Annotated in this window: 23 protein-coding genes; 7 read left to right on the forward strand and 16 right to left on the reverse strand. The window is 56.7% G+C overall.

Annotation, left to right across the window (positions count from 1 at the left end; genetic code table 11):
• Positions 1 to 7 precede the first annotated feature (7 nt).
• Together M495_RS20805 and M495_RS20810 are read left to right on the forward strand one after the other, a co-directional pair.
• On the forward strand, positions 8 to 1,051 hold the full coding sequence (locus M495_RS20805) for a substrate-binding domain-containing protein (RefSeq protein WP_020828645.1): 1,044 nt from the start codon (positions 8 to 10) through the stop codon (positions 1,049 to 1,051).
• A 36-nt stretch (positions 1,052 to 1,087) separates the two neighbouring features.
• Positions 1,088 to 1,906 (forward strand): shikimate 5-dehydrogenase, encoded by an 819-nt coding sequence (locus tag M495_RS20810; RefSeq protein WP_020828646.1) that lies wholly within the window; start codon positions 1,088 to 1,090, stop codon positions 1,904 to 1,906.
• Between the two features lie 50 nt (positions 1,907 to 1,956).
• Here the strand turns inward: M495_RS20810 and M495_RS20815 are convergent, their stop codons facing one another.
• The 4 genes from M495_RS20815 to exbB all read right to left on the reverse strand — a co-directional run bounded on the left by M495_RS20815 (position 1,957) and on the right by exbB (position 4,049).
• On the reverse strand, positions 1,957 to 2,250 hold the full coding sequence (locus tag M495_RS20815; protein ID WP_020828647.1) for a type II toxin-antitoxin system RelE/ParE family toxin: 294 nt from the start codon (positions 2,248 to 2,250) through the stop codon (positions 1,957 to 1,959).
• Positions 2,250 to 2,510: a type II toxin-antitoxin system ParD family antitoxin gene (locus tag M495_RS20820; protein ID WP_020828648.1), complete on the reverse strand. Its 261-nt coding sequence runs from the start codon at positions 2,508 to 2,510 to the stop codon at positions 2,250 to 2,252. Before M495_RS20820 ends, M495_RS20815 begins: the two co-directional genes overlap by 1 nt.
• A gap of 138 nt (positions 2,511 to 2,648) precedes the next feature.
• Positions 2,649 to 3,071 (reverse strand): TonB system transport protein ExbD, encoded by a 423-nt coding sequence (gene exbD / locus M495_RS20825; protein WP_020828649.1) that lies wholly within the window; start codon positions 3,069 to 3,071, stop codon positions 2,649 to 2,651.
• A 3-nt stretch (positions 3,072 to 3,074) separates the two neighbouring features.
• Positions 3,075 to 4,049 carry a tol-pal system-associated acyl-CoA thioesterase gene (gene exbB / locus M495_RS20830; protein ID WP_020828650.1) on the reverse strand — a complete coding sequence of 325 codons (975 nt, stop codon included), beginning with the start codon at positions 4,047 to 4,049 and terminating at the stop codon, positions 3,075 to 3,077.
• 458 nt (positions 4,050 to 4,507) lie between these two features.
• Here exbB and metC point away from each other — a divergent pair, with 458 nt between their 5' ends.
• Positions 4,508 to 5,704: a cystathionine beta-lyase gene (metC, locus tag M495_RS20835; protein WP_020828651.1), complete on the forward strand. Its 1,197-nt coding sequence runs from the start codon at positions 4,508 to 4,510 to the stop codon at positions 5,702 to 5,704.
• Positions 5,705 to 5,858: 154 nt separating this feature from the next.
• Entirely contained in the window at positions 5,859 to 6,521 is a 663-nt protein-coding gene (locus M495_RS20840) for a DedA family protein (protein WP_020828652.1), read from the forward strand.
• Between the two features lie 27 nt (positions 6,522 to 6,548).
• Here the strand turns inward: M495_RS20840 and M495_RS20845 are convergent, their stop codons facing one another.
• Positions 6,549 to 7,469 carry a LysR family transcriptional regulator gene (locus M495_RS20845; protein WP_020828653.1) on the reverse strand — a complete coding sequence of 307 codons (921 nt, stop codon included), beginning with the start codon at positions 7,467 to 7,469 and terminating at the stop codon, positions 6,549 to 6,551.
• Positions 7,470 to 7,577: 108 nt separating this feature from the next.
• Between M495_RS20845 and M495_RS20850 the strand changes: the two genes are divergently transcribed.
• Entirely contained in the window at positions 7,578 to 8,606 is a 1,029-nt protein-coding gene (locus tag M495_RS20850) for a zinc-dependent alcohol dehydrogenase family protein (protein WP_020828654.1), read from the forward strand.
• A 20-nt stretch (positions 8,607 to 8,626) separates the two neighbouring features.
• Here the strand turns inward: M495_RS20850 and M495_RS20855 are convergent, their stop codons facing one another.
• Positions 8,627 to 9,514, reverse strand: coding sequence for an AraC family transcriptional regulator (locus tag M495_RS20855; protein ID WP_236615042.1), 888 nt, complete (start codon positions 9,512 to 9,514; stop codon positions 8,627 to 8,629).
• 222 nt (positions 9,515 to 9,736) lie between these two features.
• On the opposite strand from M495_RS20855, the gene yqhD reads away from it, so the two are divergent.
• Positions 9,737 to 10,900, forward strand: coding sequence for an alcohol dehydrogenase (yqhD, locus tag M495_RS20860; RefSeq protein WP_020828656.1), 1,164 nt, complete (start codon positions 9,737 to 9,739; stop codon positions 10,898 to 10,900).
• 268 nt (positions 10,901 to 11,168) lie between these two features.
• Positions 11,169 to 11,993 carry a 2,5-didehydrogluconate reductase DkgA gene (gene dkgA, locus M495_RS20865; protein WP_020828657.1) on the forward strand — a complete coding sequence of 275 codons (825 nt, stop codon included), beginning with the start codon at positions 11,169 to 11,171 and terminating at the stop codon, positions 11,991 to 11,993.
• A gap of 48 nt (positions 11,994 to 12,041) precedes the next feature.
• Here the strand turns inward: dkgA and M495_RS20870 are convergent, their stop codons facing one another.
• The 10 genes from M495_RS20870 to M495_RS20915 all read right to left on the reverse strand — a co-directional run bounded on the left by M495_RS20870 (position 12,042) and on the right by M495_RS20915 (position 22,975).
• Complete coding sequence (locus tag M495_RS20870; protein ID WP_020828658.1) at positions 12,042 to 13,490, reverse strand: amidohydrolase family protein; 1,449 nt, start codon at positions 13,488 to 13,490, stop codon at positions 12,042 to 12,044.
• 151 nt (positions 13,491 to 13,641) lie between these two features.
• A complete protein-coding gene (locus tag M495_RS20875; RefSeq protein ID WP_020828659.1) occupies positions 13,642 to 14,439 on the reverse strand; it encodes an alpha/beta fold hydrolase in 798 nt (265 codons plus the stop codon).
• A 384-nt stretch (positions 14,440 to 14,823) separates the two neighbouring features.
• Positions 14,824 to 16,227 carry a GH1 family beta-glucosidase gene (locus tag M495_RS20880; RefSeq protein WP_020828660.1) on the reverse strand — a complete coding sequence of 468 codons (1,404 nt, stop codon included), beginning with the start codon at positions 16,225 to 16,227 and terminating at the stop codon, positions 14,824 to 14,826.
• Positions 16,224 to 16,553: a PTS lactose/cellobiose transporter subunit IIA gene (locus tag M495_RS20885; RefSeq protein ID WP_020828661.1), complete on the reverse strand. Its 330-nt coding sequence runs from the start codon at positions 16,551 to 16,553 to the stop codon at positions 16,224 to 16,226. Before M495_RS20885 ends, M495_RS20880 begins: the two co-directional genes overlap by 4 nt.
• Positions 16,550 to 17,869 carry a PTS sugar transporter subunit IIC gene (locus M495_RS20890; protein WP_020828662.1) on the reverse strand — a complete coding sequence of 440 codons (1,320 nt, stop codon included), beginning with the start codon at positions 17,867 to 17,869 and terminating at the stop codon, positions 16,550 to 16,552. Before M495_RS20890 ends, M495_RS20885 begins: the two co-directional genes overlap by 4 nt.
• A gap of 85 nt (positions 17,870 to 17,954) precedes the next feature.
• Positions 17,955 to 18,266, reverse strand: coding sequence for a PTS sugar transporter subunit IIB (locus M495_RS20895; protein WP_020828663.1), 312 nt, complete (start codon positions 18,264 to 18,266; stop codon positions 17,955 to 17,957).
• 145 nt (positions 18,267 to 18,411) lie between these two features.
• Entirely contained in the window at positions 18,412 to 19,299 is an 888-nt protein-coding gene (locus M495_RS20900) for an aldose 1-epimerase (protein ID WP_020828665.1), read from the reverse strand.
• 14 nt (positions 19,300 to 19,313) lie between these two features.
• Positions 19,314 to 20,372, reverse strand: a complete 1,059-nt coding sequence (locus tag M495_RS20905) for a zinc-dependent alcohol dehydrogenase family protein (RefSeq protein ID WP_020828666.1) — start codon at positions 20,370 to 20,372, stop codon at positions 19,314 to 19,316.
• Between the two features lie 48 nt (positions 20,373 to 20,420).
• The gene (locus M495_RS20910; protein ID WP_020828667.1) at positions 20,421 to 21,401 is read right to left on the reverse strand and encodes an ABC transporter permease; all 981 of its coding nucleotides are present in this window, start codon (positions 21,399 to 21,401) and stop codon (positions 20,421 to 20,423) included.
• Between the two features lie 35 nt (positions 21,402 to 21,436).
• The gene (locus M495_RS20915) at positions 21,437 to 22,975 is read right to left on the reverse strand and encodes a sugar ABC transporter ATP-binding protein (RefSeq protein ID WP_020828668.1); all 1,539 of its coding nucleotides are present in this window, start codon (positions 22,973 to 22,975) and stop codon (positions 21,437 to 21,439) included.
• Between the last annotated feature and the right edge of the window lie 77 nt (positions 22,976 to 23,052).

Raw genomic sequence — 23,052 nt, forward strand, 5'->3', positions numbered from 1 at the left:
AATTCAGATGCCGTCAGTGAAAAAAAATAAACGCATAACCATCAGTGATATTGCCGCACTGGCCGGCGTGTCGAAATCGACCGCCAGCCTGGTGCTTAATGGCCGCAGCAAGGAGTATCGGGTGTCCGACGATACCCGCGATCGCATCCTGGCGCTGGCTGGCGAGCACCATTACCAGCCCAGCTTCCATGCCCGCTCGCTGCGTTCCTCCCGCAGCCATACCCTGGGGCTGGTGGTGCCGGAAATGACCAACTACGGTTTTGCGGTGATTTCACGCGAGCTGGAAACCCTGTGCCGCGAGGCCGGTTTGCAGTTGCTGATCGCCTGTACCGACGAAAACCCGGCGCAGGAAATGATGGCGGTGAACAGCCTGGTGCAGCGTCAGGTCGACGGCCTGATTGTCGCCTCCAGCCAGCTCAACGATGCGGAATACCAAAAGATTAACGCCAGCTTGCCGGTAGTGCAGATGGACCGCTTGATTACCGGCTCCGAACTGCCGCTGGTGATCACCGACTCGCTGACCTCGACCGCTACGCTGGTGGAGAACGTCGCGCGCCAGCATCCTGACGAGTTCTATTTCCTTGGCGGGCAACCGCGCATCTCGCCAACCCGCGATCGATTGGCCGGTTTTCAGCTCGGCCTGGAGCGCGCCGGCGTGGCGTGTAAACCGGAATGGATCATCAACGGCAATTATCACCCCAGCTCCGGCTACGAGATGTTCGCCCAGCTGTGCGCACAGTTGGGCCGTCCGCCAAAAGCGTTATTTACCGCCGCCTGTGGTCTGCTGGAAGGGGTGTTGCGCTACCTGAATCAGCACCAGTTGATGGAGAGCGACCTGCATTTGTGCAGTTTCGACGATCACTACCTGTTCGATGGCCTGACGCTGAAAATCGACACCGTGGCCCAAGACTGTCGTGCTCTGGCGCAACACAGTTTCGACATGGTCAGCGCGCTGATTGACGAGCGGCCCCTGGAACAGAACGCGCTTTACCTGCCGGGCAATATCCACTGGCGCCACGCCGGTTCGAAGGCGCTGCTCGGCCAGCCCTGACTTGAGTTTTTTCTTTTCCCGCTTAAGGAGCTCAGCATGAGCCGTGAGATTAACAAAGATACCCAGCTGTGCATGTCGCTGGCCGGTCGCCCAGGCAACTTCGGTACTCGCTTTCATAACTATCTGTATCAGGAACTGGATCTGAACTTTATCTACAAGGCGTTCACTACCCAGGATATCCAGGCGGCAGTGGGCGGAGTACGGGCTTTGGGCATCCGTGGTTGCGCGGTTTCCATGCCGTTCAAAGAGAGCTGCATCCCTTTCCTCGATGAGCTGGACGCTTCCGCAACGGCGATTGAATCGGTCAATACCATCGTCAATGACGCCGGTTTTTTGCGGGCCTATAACACGGATTATATCGCCATCGCCAAATTGCTGGCCCAGTACCAAATCCCGACAGAAACCGCCTTTGCCCTGCGCGGCAGCGGTGGTATGGCAAAAGCGGTGACCGCGGCACTGCGTGACGCCGGTTTTAAAAATGGCCATATCATCGCCCGTAACCCGCAGGCCGGACAGGCTCTGGCCAGTGCATACGGTTATCAGTGGCAGGCGCAAGTCGATGAGCTAAAAGTGGATATGGTGATCAACGTAACGCCAATCGGCATGGCCGGCGGTGCAGAAGCGGAGCAATTGGCTTTCGCGCCCGCGACTGTCGATGCGGCGAAAATCGTCTTCGACGTGGTGGCACTGCCTGCGGAAACCCCGCTGGTCCGTTACGGACGTGAGCACGGCAAACAGGTGATTACCGGGGCAGAAGTGATTGCGTTGCAGGCGCTGGAACAGTTTGTCCTCTACACCGGCGTACGTCCTACCGATGAGCAAATCGCCCGTGCTGCAGCGCACGCTCGCGGTTAAAAACGCTAAACAACGCCAGGGCCGCGGTTCGTTTGAGCGGCCTTGATGGCCTAGCGATGAGCCAGCAGACGCAAAATATTTCTCGCACCGTGAAGTACTCGCTCGATCCTGACATTACGTTGTATCGCTGTGAAAACGATTAGGTATTTGCCGTAGGCGCTGATCCTGACGTCCCGACCAAGCTCAGGTCGCTTTTGGTAGGTTTCCGGCGACTCGCCGATTCGCTGGCATTGGTTATACAGTTCAGAAATAAAACTCAGCGCCCGGGCCGGGTTATCCTGTGCAATATGATCGCCAATACTTTCAATGTCATATATCGCTGCCGGCGATATTGTTAGCCTCATCAGTCACTTTCGTTATCCACCATCCGTTGGTATTTAGCCCGCAAGCGCGCAAACGCCTCATCCGCCGGGACTCCCTCACCACTTTCAACTCCCTGTACAATGGCCACTTGCAACTCTTCAATTTTCATCGCGCGCTCATGTTCTTCAAGCAGACGCAGCCCTGCCCGTATCACTTCGCTGACGTTGCCGTAACGTCCGCTGTCAATTTGCTCATGAACGAACTTTTCAAAATGAGGGCTTAAAGCAATGCTAGTTGGCATGGCCGACTCCGGAAAGTAGTGTTAATTACTATCTATTAGTATTTTCATTTGTCGGCAATGCGTCAAGCCCCTGTACGAAATTCAGTCAATAAAAAAGGGCGCCTGAGCGCCCTTCTAATTCTGGGTGATGCCAGCCCGCTACTTGGCGGTGCCTTCCATCCCCACCAGCCCCACTTTCAGGTAGCCGGCTTTACGCAGCGTATCCATTACGCTCATCAGCGTTTCGTAGTCCACACTCTTATCCGCCTGGAAGAAGATGGTGGTCTCTTTGTTCGCCTGCGTCCGTTGATCCAGCACCGACGTCAGTTGATCTGCACTGACGGCCTGCTCACCAACGTAGAGCTGTTTGTCCGCTTTCACCGACAGGAACACCGGCTTTTCCGGACGCGGCTGAGGTTTGGCGGAGGACGCCGGGAGATCGACACGGATATCTACCGTTGCCAGCGGCGCGGCCACCATAAAGATGATCAACAGCACCAGCATGACGTCGATAAACGGCGTCACGTTGATTTCATGCAGTTCGCCGCTGTCGTCCAGATCTTCATTTAAGCGCATCGCCATAACTCACCCCACCCGCAGTTGGTGTGAATGCTGTGAACGTTTGGCTTCCGCCGTGGCGGCCAGATCCAAATCACGGCCCAGCAGCAGTAGAACCTGTGCCGCTACGTCGCCAACCTGAGCGCGGTGACCACTGATCACACGGGCAAAGATGTTATAAATCACCACCGCAGGAATAGCGGCGACCAGGCCCAGCGCAGTAGCCAGCAGCGCTTCTGCGATGCCGGGCGCAACCACGGCCAGGTTGGTGGTTTGTGAGTGTGCGATGCCGATAAAGCTGTTCATGATGCCCCAAACGGTACCGAACAGACCGACAAACGGCGAAATGGCACCGATGGTCGCCAGGAAGCCATTGCCGCGTCCCATGTTACGGCTGTAGCCCGCAACGCGACGCTCCAGACGGAAACCGGTACGTTCCTTGATGCCGTTGTTGTCGTTGGATGCCGCCGACAGCTCCAGTTCGTTTTGCGCATCGTTCAGCAACACGGAGCTGATGCTTTCGTCCGAGAAGCTCTGCGCCAGTTCGGACGCTTCGTCCAGCGAGCGTACGTTGGCCAACGCCAGCTGTTCACGGCGCAGACGGCGCTTGGCGCGGAACAGTTCGCTGCCCTTGGAGAACAGGATGGTCCAGGTGACGATAGACGCCAGCACCAGGCCGATCATCACGATTTTCACCACGATGTCCGCATGCTGGTACATACCCCAGACGGACAGGTCCATACCGCGGGTTTCCGGCGGCTGGATGGTCGGTTGCGGGTTGACCGGAGTGAGGGTTTCAGGCGCTGCCGCGGCAGGCGCGCTGGCTGCCGGAGCCACGCTTTCGGTAACGGCCGGATTAGTCGCCGGTGCCGCATGAGCACTGCCGGCCAGACCTGCCACCAATACCATTGAAGCTAACAGACCACGGCCGAACGCCTGGCCCCATTGCGCCCGGCCCTGACCGAACGATCCTTGATTTAAATTCTTGCCAGCCGTTTTCACGCTGTGCCTCCACCCGTTACCGATCAAAATTGAGGAATAATTCAGCGTGCGATCATATCAAACCAATCAGGGATTGATAGTAGTTCTCATTATTATTTACCAAATAATCGGGAAAATTACTCCTGCGGCGCACTTATGGCTCCCTGGCGAACCCATTCGCCGCCTGTTCGGGCCTATATGCACCCTTTATAGGGCTATTTCGTCACTTTTACCGCACAGGGCTGCAACAAAGACAGGGGATTTGTCGCATTTTACTGTTACATCCCAGACTCACCGATAAACCCACTTGGTTATCGCCGTCAGGCAGAAGGATGGCATGCGAGAGCACGATTGGGCAGAAGATTATAGCCGTTTCTACATTTGGATGTTAAAACGTCTGGATGGCTATAAGGCGTCATGCTAACGTAAGGGCTATTGCAAATGGCCCGTGAAGATCAAGCAAAGGTGAGCCCGCTCCTATGACGTCTAAAAACATCGAAACTACCCTGATTGGCGCCGGGCGCAGCAAGCGCTATACCCAGGGCTCCGTCAACCCCGTCACCCAACGCGCTTCTTCATTGGTATTTGACTCCGTGGCGGCCAAAAAAGAGGCTACCGCCAAACGTGCTCATGGCGAGCTGTTTTACGGCCGACGCGGCACCCTGACCCACTTCGCGTTGCAGGATGCGATGGTCGAGCTGGAGGGCGGCGCAGGCTGCGTGCTCTATCCTTGCGGCGCGGCGGCGGTCTCCAACGCCATTCTGTCCTTTGTCGGCGCGGGCGACCATCTGCTGATGACCGGCTCCGTCTATGAGCCGACGCAGGACTTTTGTACCCATATTCTGAGCCGCATGAATGTGGAAACCACCTATTTCGACCCGCTGATCGGCGCCGATATCGCCGGACTGATTCAACCCAATACCCGTGTGGTGTTCCTTGAATCACCCGGCTCGATCACTATGGAGATCCAGGATATCCCGGCGATGGTGCAGGCGATTCGCGCCGTGGCACCTGAAGTGGTGATCATGATCGATAACACCTGGGCGGCCGGCATCTTGTTCAAGGCGCTGGATTTTGATATCGACATTTCGATTCAGGCTGGCACCAAATATATTATCGGCCATTCCGATTACATGCTCGGCACCGCCGTGGCTAACGAGCGTTGTTGGGACCAACTGCGTGAATACTCTTATTTGATGGGCCAGATGGTAGACGCCGATACCGCTTATATGGCCAGCCGCGGTTTGCGCACCCTGGGCGTACGCCTGAAGCAGCACCAGCAGAGCAGCATCGAAGTCGCCCAGTGGCTGGCCCAGCGACCAGAAGTGGCGGTGGTCAATCACCCGGCGCTGCCCGGTTGCAAAGGTCACGAGTTTTACCTGCGCGATTTCAACGGCTGCAACGGCCTGTTTTCTTTCGTGCTGAAACAGCGCCTGAGCGACGTGCAGTTAGCCGAGTTTCTCGATAACTTCAGCCACTTCAGCATGGCCTATTCCTGGGGCGGCTTTGAATCCTTGATCCTGGCTAACCAACCGGAAGAACTGGAAGCCATTCGCCCAGCGGGTGGCATAGACTTCTCCGGTACTCTGGTACGCCTGCATATCGGCCTGGAAAATGTGCAGGATCTGATCGCCGATCTCGCCGCCGGGTTCGACCGAATTGCCAATACGCACTAACAGAACGCCTGCTTGCATCGGCAACTTTATTCGCCTTGTTTAATGTGTGCTTAAGCTATTAGCGTTACACTAGGCGGGTAACTGTCAGATACGGCCAACACTGTGCCCTGGATACCCTGAAGCCAGGCGCAACCGGTATGCAACAGGATAAATAATGGATGTATTACGAGAGATTGTTCATGCGCTTTGGCAGCAGGACTTCATTGCCCTTGCCGATCCCAGCGTAATTTGGGTGGTTTATGCGGTGCTTTTCACCACTCTATTTTTAGAAAACGGACTACTGCCAGCTTCCTTCTTACCCGGCGACAGCCTGCTGCTGTTATCCGGCGCGCTGATCGCCAAAGGCGTGATGGCCTTTGTGCCAACGCTGATCATTTTGACCGTCGCCGCCAGCCTGGGCTGCTGGCTGAGCTACCTGCAGGGCCGTTGGTTGGGCCATACCAACCTGGTCAAAGGCTGGCTGCTGCAACTGCCCGCTCAGTATCACCAACGTGCACACAACCTGTTTAACCGCCATGGCCTGACGGCGCTGGTCATCGGCCGTTTTCTGGGTTTTGTTCGTACCCTGCTGCCCACCATGGCCGGGATTTCTGGCCTGAACAGCACCCGTTTTCAGTTCTTTAACTGGCTAAGCGCGGTGATTTGGGTAGGTGCAGTGGTCGGCCTCGGCTACGCCTTCAGCCAGATCCCTTTGGTTAAACGCTATGAGAGCCAGGTGATGACCGGGCTGATGATCCTGCCGTTGGTGCTGCTGCTGGTTGGCCTGCTGGGCGGCATGCTGGTTATCTGGCGTAAAAAACGCGCCGCCTCTTCCTGATACCCAGACGGGCGGCCATCGTCGCCCTTAAAGCGCTTTTTCAACCAACGCCAGTCTGGGAGGCAGGTTGCTCACCAGCGTATCCACCGCCAATCGAACCTTCAAAGGCAAATGCGGCGTTTGCGGCCAAACCGCGTGAACGTCGAATGACATGCCGGGCCGATTGCGCATCAGCCTGACCAATTCCCCTTTCAACAACGCTTCGCGCACTAGCCAGCAAGGTAACCAGGCGATGCCAAACCCCGCTACCGTGGCATCCGCAATCGCCTGCAGGTCATCCATCTGTAACCCTTTCTTCGGTATCACCTCCTGCTCTTTTCCGCAGGCATCCAGAAGCGTCCAGTTAAGAACCACGCCGGCGCGCATGTAGGTCACCGCATCATGTTGTGCCAGCTGCTCGAGGGTTTTGGGTTCGCCGCTGCGCAACAGATATTCCGGAGCCGCGCACAATGTCATACGGTGGTCGCCAACGCGCCGTGCCACCAACCCACTGCTACTGACCAGCGTACCGTTGCGGATCGCCAGGTCAAAACCGTCCTCAATCAAATCCACCACGCGGTCGTTGAATGACAGCTCCAACTCCAGCCCAGGATGCTCACGCGCCATACTGGTCAACAGCGGCGCAATGCACATGCGGCCAAACAGCGCCGGCATCGACACCCTCAGCCTGCCGTTGACCTGCTGCTTCCCCGACTCCAGCAGCATTTCTGCGGTACGTATCTCTTCCAGTGCCCGCAGACAACGTTCGTAAAACAGCGCACCGTCGTCGGTCAGGCTCAGGCTGCGGGTCGTGCGATGAAACAAGCGAACGGCCAACCGTTGCTCCAGGCGGGCGATGGTTTTCCCCACCGCCGAACGCGAAAGGTGTAGCCGGCTAGCCGCCAGCGCAAAACTGCCTGCCTCCACCGCGGTGACAAATACCGAAATGCCGTTCAATCGATCGCTCATGATTTGTAGCCCTGAAAGAAACAATCAAAGGAAATCTTATCGCCACTGGCGAACTTCTATCAACGATATTATCAGCAGGTCTGTTTATCGCTGACTTTGGAGTCAATCATGGCCGAAACAATGCAACGCTGGACAATGGACGCCCTGGGGCGCCAACACCTGCAACTGAACGAAAGCGTCATACCGCAACCGGGACCGCACCAGATCAGAGTGAAAGTGAATGCGGTATCGCTCAATTACCGCGACAAACTGGTCATTGAAACCGGCATGGGACTAGAACTGCCGCAGCCCTTCACGCCAGCCTCCGACATGGCCGGCGAAGTCGACGCCATTGGGCCCGACGTCACCCGTTTTCAGCCCGGCGAACGGGTGATTTCCACCTTTAGCCCCGGCTGGATCGATGGCCGGCAAAAACCCTATGGTAATGCGCGCATCCCACCCTACCGCACTCTGGGCGGCTTTTATCAGGGCATGCTGGCGGAATACGTGGTGCTGCACGAAGACTGGTTGGCGGCTGCGCCCACCTCGCTGGACGATGCGCAGGCCAGTACCCTGCCCTGTGCCGGACTGACCGCCTGGTTCGCGCTGGTGGAACAGGGCCAGCTGCACGCCGGAGAATCGGTGCTGGTACAGGGCACTGGTGGCGTGGCGCTGTTCGGACTGCAAATCGCCAAAATGCTGGGTGCCGAGGTCTATGTTACCTCCGGCAGCGACGAAAAACTGGCGCGAGCCAAAGCCTTGGGTGCCGATCATGGCATTAACCGTCTGACTGCGGACTGGGTAGAAAAGGTGTACCAGTTGACCCAGGATCGCGGCATCGACCACGTGATTGACACCGTGGGTGGCCCTAATCTCGGTAATTCGGTGCGCGCCGTTGCGGTGCACGGGCGTATCTCGGTGATCGGGGCGCTGGAGGGCTTTGAAGTTTCGGCTCCCGCAGGCCCGCTGCTGATGAAATCGCCGGTCATTCAGGGTATTGGTGTCGGCCACCGCCGCGCGCTGGAAGATCTGGTGCGTGCGGTGGACGTTAATGCCCTACAGCCGGTGATCGACCAGCGCTACCGCTTTGATCAATTGCCGCAGGCGCTCGATCACCTCGATCGCGGAGCATTCGGTAAAATTGTGCTGACGCGCTGAATCACTGCCCGGCAGCGAGATTAACCTTCCATCATTAAAGGAGGGTTTTCGCGCAGTCGGGCAACTTCGTCACTCGGCGTCACGCCAAAGAAACGTTTGAACTCGCGGCTGAACTGCGAAGCGCTTTCGTAGCCGACACGGATCGCCGCGGTACTGGCTTTCAAACCGTCGTGTATCATCAGCAAACGCGCCTTGTGCAAGCGATAGGATTTCACATATTGCAGCGGCGAGGTGTTGGTCACCGCCTTGAAGTTATGGTGAAACGCCGAGATGCTCATATTCACCTCCCCCGCCAACTGCTCAACGTTGAGGTTGTCCGCATATTGGTTCTCAATACGCCGCAGCGCCTTGGCGATTTGGCTGAAGTGGGTATGGCGGTTAACCAATTCCTGCAATGAGGCGCCACAGGCTCCGCGCAGTACGTGGTAGAGAATTTCACGTACAATCTGCGGCCCCAGTACGCGTGCATCCAGCGGTTTGGCCATCACATCCAGCAGGCGTTCGGTAGCGCACAACAGTTCTTCCGACAGCTCGGCCAGGTTCACCCCGCTGCTTTCTCTGCGCGGCTTCACCAGGTAGTCGTCATCGCCGATGTCGATCAACAGGTCCTGCAGCATTTGGCTGTCGATATTCACCGACAGCCCCACCAGCGGCAATTCCGGGCTGGCGAAGGTTTCGCACTCAAACGGCAGCGGCACCGTCATCAACAGATAATTGCGCGGGTCATACTGGAAAACCCGATTACCGCAGTAGCCGACCTTGTGCCCCTGGAAAATGATCACCACACCCGGCTCATACATCACCGGCTGGCGCGGGCAATGACGATCGACATAAAGAATTTTCACCAGCGGCACCGGCGAGGGCGTGTAACCGTTGCTCTCGGCAAAGCAGGCCGCCTGGCGCGCCATGCGGCCGCGCAGTTCATCGATTTCGCTCACGGAAACACCCTCTTACATTAAGAATAATTCGGCATAAATAATAGTTTAAAACTCTATTTTTCTACAACGTTTTGTAGGAATAGGCAAGACTCGGGCAGGAATGTGCATTGTGCTGCTGAGCCAAGTTACTGACAATACAGCTCAGATATTTTGCGCCAGCGGCGCTTGCCACATGCAGAAGAGAAATAACCCATGCAAAACTTTATTCTTCATACCCCAACCAAAATCCTGTTCGGCCAAGACCAAATCGCCGGCCTGGCACAGCAGATCCCTGCCGACGCACGCATTCTGATCACCTACGGTGGCGGCAGCGTGAAGAAAAATGGCGTGCTGGATCAGGTGTATGCCGCACTGGCGGGCCGCAACGTGCAGGAGTTTTCCGGCATTGAGCCTAACCCAACCTACGAAACGCTGATGAAAGCGGTCGAAGTGGTGCGCGCAGAGAATATCGATTTCCTGCTGGCGGTCGGCGGCGGCTCCGTGGTTGATGGCACCAAGTTTATTGCCGCAGCGGCACACTATCAGGCGGATGCCGATCCATGGCACATCCTGAAAACCGTGGGCAGTGAAATCAAAGGCGCGGTGCCAATGGGCTGCGTACTGACACTGCCGGCCACCGGCTCTGAGTCCAACAGCGGCGCAGTGATCACCCGCAAAAGCAGCGGCGACAAACAGCATTTCTTCTCGCCACACGTGCAACCGCTGTTCGCGGTGCTGGATCCGGTAGTGACCTACTCTCTGCCGCCGCGCCAAATCGCCAATGGCGTAGTCGATGCCTTTGTCCACACCATTGAGCAGTATCTGACCTACCCGGTCGACGCCAAAGTGCAAGATCGCTTTGCCGAGGGCCTGCTGCTAACGCTGCTGGAAGATGGCCCGCGCGCGCTGTCCGAGCCGGAAAACTATGCGGTGCGCGCCAACGTGATGTGGAGCGCAACCATGGCCTTGAACGGCCTGATCGGTGCCGGTGTGCCGCAGGATTGGGCAACCCATATGCTGGGCCACGAATTGACCGCCATGCACGGTTTGGATCATGCCCAGACGCTGGCGATTGTTCTGCCTGCGCTGCTGATCGAGAAAAAAGCGCAGAAACGCGAAAAACTGCTGCAGTACGCCGACCGCGTTTGGGGCCTGCGCGATGGCAGTGAAGACAGCCGCATCGACGGTGCCATTGCCGCCACTCGTGCCTTCTTCGAACAAATGGGCGTACCGACCCGCATGGCGGATTACCAGCTCGACGGCAGCTCTATCCCGGCGTTGCTTGATAAACTGCATCAGCACGGCATGACAGCACTTGGCGAACATCAAGACATCACCCTCGAAGTCAGCCAACGCATTTATAACGCGGCGCGTTAATCGCAAACCGCCTATTTCCTGCTAGGCTTTAGTTTCAACTTCTCTCCTGCGCCCGACTCTTCATCGGGCGCAGTTCAATGCGCTATTCGCGCTGCCGATCCTCATCTGATTAACCCATGGGAGAAAACATGACCTGTAGCCGCCCTATCCCAACAGCGCTGGAATTTGGTTAGCAAACTCAGCACTCCCCCAATTTGCCAACTAGAATTTATTAATAGCCGTTTCCGGTGCATGCAGCACTGGGCAATCCGTTGACAAGGAGATACGCATGACAACGCAACAACCCATCATCAAACTCCACGATGGTAATCTGATGCCGCAGTTGGGTCTCGGCGTTTGGCAGGCGAGTATTTCAGAAACCACCCAGGCGGTGCTTAAAGCACTGGAGGTGGGCTATCGCTCGATCGATACCGCTGCAATCTACAAGAATGAGGAAGGGGTTGGCGCAGCACTGCAATCCACCTCAATACCACGCGATGAGCTGTTTATCACCACCAAACTGTGGAACGACGATCAGGGCGACCCGCAAGGCGCGCTGGAAACCAGCCTGGAAAAACTCAAGTTGGATTACGTCGATCTGTATCTGATCCACTGGCCAAGGCCGCAGCAGGACCAATATGTCGACGCCTGGCGAGGGCTGATCAAACTGCGCGAGCAGGGGTTGGTCAAAAGCATCGGGGTATGCAATTTCCACACCCCGCACCTGCAGCGCCTGCTGGACGAAACCAATGTCGCACCGGTGATTAACCAAATCGAGCTGCACCCGTTGCTGCAACAGCGTCAGCTACGCGCCTGGAACGCAACCCACCATATTGCGACCGAATCCTGGAGCCCACTGGCACAGGGTGGCGAAGGGGTATTCGACCAACCGGTGATCAAAAACCTGGCGGAAAAATACGAGAAAACCCCGGCGCAAATCGTGGTGCGCTGGCACCTGGACAGCGGGCTGATCGTGATCCCGAAATCGGTCACGCCAGCGCGCATTCGTGAAAACTTCGAAGTCTTCGACTTCAAACTGGATAAAGACGAACTGGGCGAAATTGCCAAACTGGATATCGGCAACCGCCTGGGGCCGGATCCGGACTCACTGTAATCTCCCTGCGCCCGGCTTCGGTCGGGCGCAGCATCATCCAAAATACGCTTATCGGCGATAGGCCTCCGCCAGATTTACCGACGCTCTCCGCTCCGCCTCCCTAAGCCAGGCAACCGCTTCTGCTCCGGTGATCTCTGCGCGCCCGAGCGCCGCCTGCTGAATACGCGCCAGCGTCTGAGCGGCACGTTGCCGGATGGCGGCCATATCCTGTCCCACCAGTTCGCCATGCCGCTTGCGAGTCTGGCCGTTGATGATCACCGTATCTACATCGGCGGCATGGGACTGCAACACACTGCTCGCCCTTGGGAAAGAAGAAGGCACCATCGCCCGCTGATGTTTAAGCATAATCACATCGGCCTGTTTTCCCGGCGTCAGCGAACCAATACTTGTCTCCATTCCCAGCGCAGCCGCGCTGCCGTGGGTCGCCCAACGCAACGCATCCCCCACCGAGAGAGAAAGTTCAGAAACCACTTCACCACGGATATGGTGCTGATGGTTATCCAGGCAGCGCTGGGTTTGCAGCCCCAGCCGCATCTGCGAAAACAGATCCCCAGACCCCACGCAGACAATGTCAGTGCTGATCGCCGGGGCTATCCCGTGATCCAGACAGGCTCTGATGGGAGGAAAGCCCATGCCCATTTGCATTTCAGTTTCGGGGGCAATGCTGACTTTAGCGCCGGTTTTAGCCAACAGCCGCCATTCGGGATCGGTCAGACCGGAACAGTGAATATGCAGGTGACCGGGCTGCAGCAATTGATGATCGTCCAGCTCCTGTAACCCTTTCAATAACCGGCTATTCGGCAGTGCGCCGGTATGAGAAGCAATCAGGATATCCTGCTGCTGCGCCATGCGGATCTCCGCCGCTGTCTGCGTAAAGGGCACGGTGCCGAAATCGCTGAGCAAGGTTCCCATACGCAACAAACCCTGATCGTCGCTAAAATAACGCTCGCGCAATTCAGCGGCAAAATTGACGCGTTCTTGATGGCTGGAAAAACCGGCGGGCTGAAAATCATAAACCTGAAATCCATAGGAATACACGCCACGGATACCGGATTGTTGCAGTGATTCGATCGCCGCGACGGCATGATCCGGGCTATTCACACAGTCACAGCAGTCGAGGATGGTTGTGACCCCGCTGTCTATGGCCTCGAGCGCCCCCACCAGGGTGGCAGCGGACAAATCCTCGGCGGTCACCAAGGCCCCCAGCCCATAAAACGTATTTGCCAGAAATTCCGGCAACGACATATCGCCGGAGATCCCCCGAAACAACGACATCCAGGTGTGGCGATGACTGTCGATCATACCCGGCAACACGATCGCACCACGCGCATCGATCACTTCGGCATCCAGATGACTAAACGCCTTTGCGTTTTCCGCCAGCGCTGCGATCCGGCCATTTTCAATCAGCAGCGCCCCCTGGGGCAGTTCCCCATACTCTGCATCCATGGTGATAATATGACCGCCAGTGATGACCTTACGATCGACCTGCATGCTCATGTTTTACCTCCTGATTACCCACTGGAAAACAGGCGTGCACAATGTCGGTGGTTTAATCACGGCAGACAGGCCGAACGACATAAATACGGCTACGCACATTCTTATGAATCTGCTCATCATTAGGAGCGCTGTTGCTACGGCGGGATGTTGCCTAGCCAATAAATGACCGGATTTCCATCACCACTTTGTCCGGCGATTCCAGGGTGGGGAAATGACTCGCCCCCGCAATTTTTACCGGATTGAACCCGCGGTGGCGTTGGGCGAACTCGCGCTGCAACTGGTCATACTCTGCGCTATGCGGTTGTGAATAGAGGTGCATTACCGGACGCTCAGGGGTGAGCTGTTCCAGGCGTTGCAGGGGAGAGCCAAATTGCCCATAGGCCAACTCGATTTCCCGACAAGAACGGATCCACATCTCCTGATCGAATCCGGACATTTCCTGTTGGACATGGTTGATCACATCCTGGTTATCCGTATGGGCTACCCATTCCGCAAACAGGGCATCTCGCGCCTGTTGCCAGCTTTCCGGCCGCTGGCTCTGCTGTAAATTCTGCAGAAGATCGGTAAAAGCGCCGGTCATCAGCCAGTCCACCACGATGGCTTTCGGTACCCGCAACGGGCCCAGTTGCTGGCTTAAAGCGATGTTGGCCCAGCCGCCATGGGATGTAGAGAGCGGAATCAAGCGCTCAACATCCAGCCGGTCAAGAAACAGAACCAGATCGGCCGTGAGATCATCCATACCAAAATCGCCGTCATAACTGCGTGCGGCATTGTGCCCGCGCCAATCAATATTAAGTACGCGATAGTGTTGCGCCAGCAGCGGTATTAGGTGTTTAAAAAGCCGGTGATCCTGGCACCAACCGGAAAGCAACAGCAGGGTGGTGTCCCCGCTGCCGCTGTCCTGGTAGTCGAATGTATTGCTGCCCAGCGTTATCGTTTTCATGCTCATGCTTGTTCCCTCATCATGCAGAAAGTGGGATGCAGGGGTGAATGGCGATCCGGCCAGATTTGTCCGTTTCCCACAAGAACTGTAGTAGATGCTTATGCTCTGCCAGCCGGCGAGGAAAATTGTGTGGCGGTTCAAGCGGGAAATCGCTCATCTCCCCCCTCCTGTTTGTGATGGTACGGTAAGGCAATAATTTGACTATATGGCGTTTTTATAGGCGGTGAGTAATGAATAGTCACAACACGGGTATGCCGAAATGGAATAGCAAGAGGGGATTTTGAGAAGGGTATGATTGACAGACAGATCAGAAAAAGAGGGTAAGTACCCGCCCAGGCTAAAGTGTTGCCTATCAGCCTGGGACATACTGAGACTTACCCCTTTAGCGAGTTACAACCGTTCGCCGTTGGTGGCGATCACCCGCTGGTACCAGCCAAAGCTCTGCTTCTTCTTACGTGCCAGATTGTTGTCATGATCGACATACACAAAGCCGTACTGTTTCTGATAGCCGTTGAGCCAGGAGAGCAGATCGATAAACGACCACGGGTAATAACCACGAACATCCGCGCCCTGCTCGATCGCCGCGCCGATCGCCTGGATATGATCGCGTAGATAATCAATACGTGGTTGATCGCGCACCTCACCTTCGACGATCGGATCCTTGGCTCCCAGCCCGTTCTCGGTAATGTAGATTGGGATATTGCCGTAGCGTTTGACGATACGGCCAATGGCATCGGTCAACCCCTGCGGATAGACCTCCCAGTCCCAATCGGTGTAGACGCCGTGCGGATTGCGAACCTGTTTAAACAACCCCTTGAAGCCCAGCTCGCGCCCGCTGCCCTTCTGCCCGCTGGTGTTGATGGTATAACCGTCCACGTCATCGTTGTGCGCGACCATTTCACGCTTGTAGTAATTCAGGCCGATAAAATCGACGATATTCTCTTTCAGCAATGCCTCATCGCCCGGCGCGAAATGCGGCACGCCAAAGGCCTGCTGCGCCATCGCCAGCAGCTCTGACGGGTATTCGCCCTTCAGCACCGGATCGTACAGCCAGTGGGTGAAGATCCCTTCGGCGATCTCGCAGGCTCGGCGATCCTGCGGCGAATCGCTGATCGGATCGTTCGGTTGCAGCACGTTGACGAAGCCGATCTGGCCGTTGATCTTCATTTCACGGAAGCTTTTTACCGCTCGGGCGTTGGCCAGGAACACATGATGACACGCCTGAATGCCCTTTTTCGGATCGGTCAGTTTGGGTGGGTGCGCCCCGGTGAAATAGCCCATGCCGATAAACACGATGGTTTCATTGAACGTGGACCAGAGTTCGACCCGGTCGCCAAACCGCGAGTAACACAGACGCGCATATTCATCAAAAGCATCGACGATCTCTCGTGATTCCCAACCACCAAACGCGTCCTGCAACGCCTGCGGCAGATCCCAGTGGTACAGGGTGATCATCGGTTTGATATTGTGCTTGAGCAGTTCGTCGATCAGATCGCTGTAGAATTGGATCCCGGCCTCGTTCACTTCTCCTCGACCTTGTGGCAGCAGCCGTGGCCAGGAGATCGAGAATCGGTAGGTCTGCATACCCAGCTCGGCCATCAGCGCCACATCTTCACGGAAGCGATGATAGTGATCGACCGCCACGTCGCCGTTAGTCCCCTGATAGGTGGTGCCTGGCAGGTGAGAGAACAGGTCCCAGTTGGACAGACCTTTGCCGTCGGCATCATAGCCGCCCTCGACCTGATAAGACGCGGTCGCGGCACCCCAGAGAAAGTCTTTCGGAAATACGCTCATTGGTTTTTCACCCCGTTTTGCTCCAGTAATCGGTAAATTCTCACCAGTTCCTCCACCAGATCGCGCGCCAGCATGGCATTCATGATGTGGTCCTGCGCGTGCACCATAATCAGGTTGACCGGCAACTTGCCCTCCCCCTCGTCAAAACCGATCAGCTCGGTCTGGGTGGCGTGGGCGCGCTTCGCCGCCAGTTGCGATTCCGCCAGCAGAATATCCACCTGGTCCCATTGGTACTTACGCGCCGCATACAGCGCCTGCATGGCGCAGCTGCGCGCCTCTCCGGCGTTGATGATCAGCTCCATTACCGCCGTTTCCATGTCCATCATTCGGTGACTCCTTGTGTCTGTTCAATCTGCTCCGCTTCGCTCACTTCCTGATCCAGCAGCTGTTGCTCATAGACTTTGAAGAATGGGTAGTAGATCAACGCCGAAACCGCCGCCAGCAGCAGCACCAACAGCGCGGCGCGGAAATCCCAACCGGTAGCCCAGGCGGCACCAATCGGCGCCGGAGCGGTCCAGGGCACCACCGAGATCACCCGCCCGATCAGATCCAGCTTCACCGCCGCGTAGGCGATGATCGAATTGACGATCGGCGCGGTAATAAACGGAATAAAGAAGGTAGGGTTCATCACGATCGGCGTGCCGAAGATCACCGGTTCGTTGATGTTGAAACAACTCGGCACCAGGCTCAGCTTGCCGATCGAACGCAGGTGCGCCGAACGGCTGCGCAGATAAAGCAGCACCAGCCCAAAGGTGGCGCCGGATCCGCCGATGACGATAAAGAAGGTCCAGAAGGCCTCCATAAAGATGTGCGGCATCGGTTGGTTGGCGGCCAGCGCGTCTTGGTTAATCCCCAGGTTGGTGAGCCAGAAGGCCTGCAGCATACCGGAAACGATCACCGCTCCGTGGATACCCGCAAACCACAGCAAATGGCCGATCAGCACCGCCAGCAAGATCGCCGGCAGCGAATCCGCAGCAGAGATCAAGGGTTGGAACAGCGCCATGATCGCCTGCGGTAATAGCAGGTTGAACTGGTGCTGTACCAGCAGGCTCAGCGGATACAGGGTGATCACCACCGCCAGGATCGGGATCAGCAGATCAAACGACTGCTTGATCTTGGCCGGCACCTGTTCCGGCAGCGAGATGCCGATATTGTGCGCCTTAAGGAAGCGGATCAGTTCGGTGGTGTATATCGCCACCAAAATGGCGGTGAAGATCCCCACGCCGCCCAGTGCGGCGGTCGGCAGCATTTTTTCGCTTTGCGGTGCGGCCACCAGCAAGAAAGACATCAATGCCAGCATCGCCGCCATAAAGGGATCGAGCTTATAACTCTGCGCCAGGTTGTAGGCAATGGCGGCGGTGATATAGATGGACATAATGCCCATCGTCATATTAAACGGGGTGAGAATAGCGACCTGATGTTTTTCCGCCGCCCCCAGCCACCATTGGGCAATGCCCCAACTGCTGTCGGCGGAAAAGGGCGGATAGGCAAACACCAGCAAGAATGAACCGACGATCATAAAGGGCATCGCGGAAATAAAACCGTCGCGGATCGCCATAATATGTCGCTGAGTCGATAATCTCCCGGCAATCGGGCTGATGCGGTTTTCGATAAAATTGAATGCGGCCTGGCTGATACTCATGGTTCAACCCTCGGGAGGTGCTGAGTCAATGGTCACAGGATGGGAAAACCGGCGGAAACGGCCTGATGCCGGCGGCCCGGTGGGATCAGTGTTGTGCGATCATCTGTAAGGCTTCGGCGAGAATTTTATCGCCGCGCATCATGCCGTAATCCATGCTGTTTATTACCGCTATCGGCTTATTTTCCCTGTCGGCAATCTTTTTAAAATCGGCGAACTTATATTTCACCTGCGGCCCAAGCAGGCAACATTGGTAATTCGCCAACGTGGATTCAAATTCCTCCAGGCCGACGGCGATAATATCAACCTCAATCCCCTGCTGTTCGGCAGACTTTTTCATTTTATTCACCACCATGCTGGTCGACATTCCTGCGGCGCAGCATAAGAATATTTTTTTCATCCGTTCTCCTGGAGGCATAGGTACAAATGATTCAGTTGAAGAATGAGTATGGTTTCAAAAACGAGAAAACCGCAACCGGTTTCAGTAACCGGTTGCAGAGTTTGAATGGGTTCTGTGAAGGAGATCCGAATTTTAATTTTCGGGCTTAAAGCGCGGAATAACTGAGCAACATCGTCTGGCTAAACCGCTGCCCTTTAGCCAGGCGGCGCAGCCCGCCCAGGTCAGCCATGTTATGCCCGTTGGCCGCGTGGGACATGGGTTCCAGACAGAAAAAGTCGAATTGATAACCCGGTTCGAACGCCGGATCCGAGACGAACAGGAAATAAACCGGACAGGCCGGCTGAGTGTTCATTCGTAACCGAGCTCCCTGCTCCGGCCACTGGATCTCCGCCTCGCCATTCCAGCCGCTAAAGCCGTTGTTCACCCAATGACGCGGCAATGGCCCCGGCTGGTTGAAATCCATTTCTTCGCTCAGCGCCGCCTGCTCGCCCGCCAGCCAGTCTTCGGCCTCCCGCCAATAGGCCGCAGCGGATGCCTGTACCCGGGTATGCGCGGTTAATGGAAAGTACGGATGCCAACCCAGCCCATAGGGCATCGGCCTTTCTCCGGTGTGCTCTACCGCCAGTTCGATGCTGAGTTGATGCTGATGCAGGGTAAAGTATTGTTCTACCTGATAACGATAAGGGCCATTCTCATGCTGATAGCGCAAGTGAAGGACTTCGTCGCCTTGCTCTACACATTGCCATTCCTGCAGCCAGCCGTCACCATGCAGATAATGCCGATCCCAGTCGGTATTGGCGCTGAGCCGGTAGTCTTGCTGCTCGAAGCTGAAGCGGTTTTGATTGACCCGATTGCCGAAGGGGACCAGAGGAAAACATCCTGATTGCAGCGCCGGCGTCGCGTCACTCACTACCGCAGGCCGCAGCAGAGGGAGCTCTCCCTCCGGTGTATAAGCGGTGAATTTCAGCACGCTGCCGCCCAACGAGGAAACCACCAGCGAGACGCAGCCGTTATCCAAACTAAACAGTGCCATAGTGCCCCCTGACGTTAATCGGCGAAGTTAATCACCACCTTGCCACACTGCCCGGAAGCCATCAGCGCATAAGCATCGGCAGCCTGTTCAAGGGCAAAGCGGTGGGTAATCGCGTGATGCGGATGCATTTTCCAGTCGTGCAGGTCGGTACAACATTTTTCCATATGGTGCAGGCTGGTGACCCAGGAGCCGATAATTCGTCGTTGGTGATGCATCAGGTCTGCACTGACCTCAAATTCCACCTTGCCGGTTTCACCGATGTAGATAACCCTTCCCCAGTCCGAGGATGCCTGTAGCGCCAGCAGCCGTCCTTTAGCGTTACCGGAACAGTCGAGGGTGACGTTGGCGCCGCCCGCGGTCAATTCGCGAATGCGCTCTGTCACCCCCTCGCCGGTCAGAAAACCGTGATCCATCAGCCCCAACCGCTTCGCGGTCGCCAGACGTTCCGGTATGACATCTACGCCAATCACCGTTTTCGCCCCCCGCCCCTTCGCCAGCATCATCGCCATCATGCCAACCGGGCCCAACCCTACGACCAGCACGTGATCGCTGCCGGACACCTCGCCGCGCACAATGCCTTCATAGGCCGTGCCGACGCCGCAGGAAATAAAAGCGCCGTCTTCGTAGCTGAGCGAATCCGGCAGATGGATCAGATCCTTTTCCTCCGCCAACAGATAGTCGGCGTGGCCGCCATCCCGTTGCCAGCCATAGGCAGCCTTGCCAACGCCGGTACAGGAAATCGGATAGCCCCGGCGACAGTTGCTGCAAAAGCCGCAGCCGGAAATGTGGTACACCAGCACGCGGTCACTCTCGCGAAAGTGCCGGCAACCGGCCCCTAACGCGACAATCTGCCCACAAGGTTCGTGACCGTTAATAAATCCCCGGTACAAGGGCTGATCCGGTGCGGCAGCCGTGCCACGGTGCTGATGATAAATATAATGAATATCGCTGCCGCAAATACCGGACGACTTCATTTTAATTAATACCTGGCCAATACCCGGTTGCGGAATATCCACCTCGCGCAGCTCTGCCGTGGAATTTCCGGGTAAATAAGCCGCCAACATTTTTCCCATAATATTTTCCTTCCAGATTTAATGCGTTATTTTTAGTGGCATATGAGGCTATTGCTTATTGTTCTTCTGCATCACGATAATATTGGCCAGCACCGCCAGTACGATAATCACCCCTCTGACCACCTGTTGGAAAAAGGAGTTAATTCCCAGCAAGACCAGACCGTTGCCAATCAGGGTGATCACCAGCACGCCGAGCAGAGTGCCGAGCATCGAACCGCGCCCACCGGACAAGGCAGTCCCTCCCACCACCACGGCGGCAATCACATCAAACTCCAGGCCACTGGCCGCACCGGCATTACCGGAGCCCAGGCGCGCCGCCAGCAGAATACCGGTGACGGCCGCCAACAGGCCGGCCAGGGTAAACAGCAGGACACGAATGCGTTTGACGTTAATGCCGCACAGCTGGGCGGCGCTGGCGTTGCCGCCAATGGCGTACACCGAGCGGCCAAAGGCGGTTTTCTTGCTGATAAACTGAAAAACCACGAACAGGATCAGCATAATCACCGCCGAAACCGGCAGGCCCAGTACCTGCCCACCCAGCCAGTCCAGCACGTCATTTTCGTCGATCGGCACCGGCAAGGCGTTGGTCATAAACAATCCCATCCCGCGCAGGGCGCTCCAAAGCCCCAATGTGGCGACAAAGCTGGGCACGTTAAACCAGCCTCGCAACACCCCGGCGACCGAGCCTAACGCCGCCCCCAGGCACAAGGCCAGGATCAACGCGAACGGCAGCGGGATCGCGTACTGCATCAAATAAGCCAGGATCACCGAGATAAACGCCACCATCGGGCCTACGCTAACGTCGATTTCCCCGGAAATAATAATCAGCGTCATGGCCCAGGCGGCAATGCCGATGGTGGCGGCATCGCGTAAGATATTCATTTGGTTATTCAGCGAAATAAACCCGGTGGCATAAATAGAAAATACCAGGTAAAGCACGACAATAATTGCCAGCAGGCCGAGTTCATTGGCGTGCTTCGATAATTTTCGGGTTCGGGTTATTTTTACTTCCGGTACCAATGTGGACATTGTATTACCTCCGGTGCCTTCGAATGTGGGCAGAATTATTGGATCATCAGCACTTCAGACATCAGCTGTTCAACATCCACGGGCGAGATAAACTCCTTCACTATCGTGCCTTGCTGCAACAACAAGATCCGGTCGCAGACCTGGGGTAATTCCTCCACTTCGCTCGATACGAAAATGATACTTTTTCCCTCTGCCGCCAGCTCACGCGCAATACGGTAAATTTGGTTTTTCGCTTCGACATCCACGCCGCGCGTCGGCTCATCCAGCAACAGGATCCGGCTTCTGGCGTAAACCCAACGGCCGATCACCACCTTCTGCTGGTTACCGCCGGAAAGCGTCATGATCGGCGTGCCGGTTTCTGCGGTTTTCACCCGCATCCGGCTGACGATCGCCGAGGTTGCCTGTTTGATCTTCGGCCAATTCAGCACGCCAAAGCGGCTGACGGAACGACTGTCTGTCATCACGGTATTTTCATCCACGCCCAGCAACGGCATGATGCCCTCTGCCTTTCGGTTTTCCGGCGTGTAGGCCATACCGCGCTGAAGCATCTGGGCGTAATTCGGGCAGATCAGCGTTTTACCGTCGAGGATCAGCTCGCCTTCGACGAACGGCGTCAGGCCAACAATGGCTTTCAGCAATTCACTGCGGCCTGCGCCCAACAACCCGGCAATGCCCAGTACTTCGCCACGCCGCAGCTCGAAACTCACCTGATGCAACTTGGGCGGCAGCGATAATTGTTTAACTTCAAAAACCTTGTCCCCGCCCTTCGGGGCCGTGACGGTTTGCATATGGTGGTCCTGATGGCCCAGCATCAGGTCGACAATTTGCTGAGTTGAGGTGTTGTCCAGCGCCACGTCACCCGCCACGCGGCCGTCGCGCATAATGGTGCAGGACGACGCCAGCCGGCGGATCTCATTCATTCGGTGGCTGACATAAACCACTGCAATCCCGGCGGCGGAAAGGCGCATCACTGCCGCCGCGACCAGATCGGCCTCGGCGTTGGCCAGCGAACTGGTTGGCTCGTCGAGGATCACCACTTTGGGATCCCCCTGACAGGCCCGGGCGATCTCCACCAGCTGCTGCTGCGCCGGGCTGAGATCGCGAACCCATTGTTGAGGATCGATGTCCACCCCGAGCAGCGCCAACGCGTGCCGGGCTTGCGCCAGCATGCCTGGCGCGTCAATCACGCCGGCGCGCTGCGGCCAGGCCCCCAAACACAGGTTTTCCGCCACGCTCATGTCCTGTACCAGGCTTAGCTCCTGATAGACGGCCCGCACGCCAAGCTCACCGGCCCGGCGCGTCAACAACGCATCTGGCCCCTCCAGCAGTCGATCGCCGATAAACACCTGCCCGGCGTCCGGCCGCTCACTGCCGGTCAACATGCGGATCAAGGTGGACTTGCCCGCGCCGTTTTTCCCCAGCAGAGCGCGCACCTCGCCACGCCGCAGCGTGAAATTCACATCTTGCAGCGCCACCACTCCCGGGTAACGTTTATGCCCCGATTGAATGCGGGCCACGACCGGTTGCTGCGCCAATTCGTTTAAGGCTCTGTCACTCATGCAAGCCACCGACATTAAGAGCCTATCCCAGTAGGCGTCATTGTTGCAGGTAGTTTGGACAAGGACAGCGCGGAAGAACCGGAGCGTACACA

The organism is Serratia liquefaciens ATCC 27592 (assembly GCF_000422085.1).
GTDB lineage: Bacteria > Pseudomonadota > Gammaproteobacteria > Enterobacterales > Enterobacteriaceae > Serratia > Serratia liquefaciens.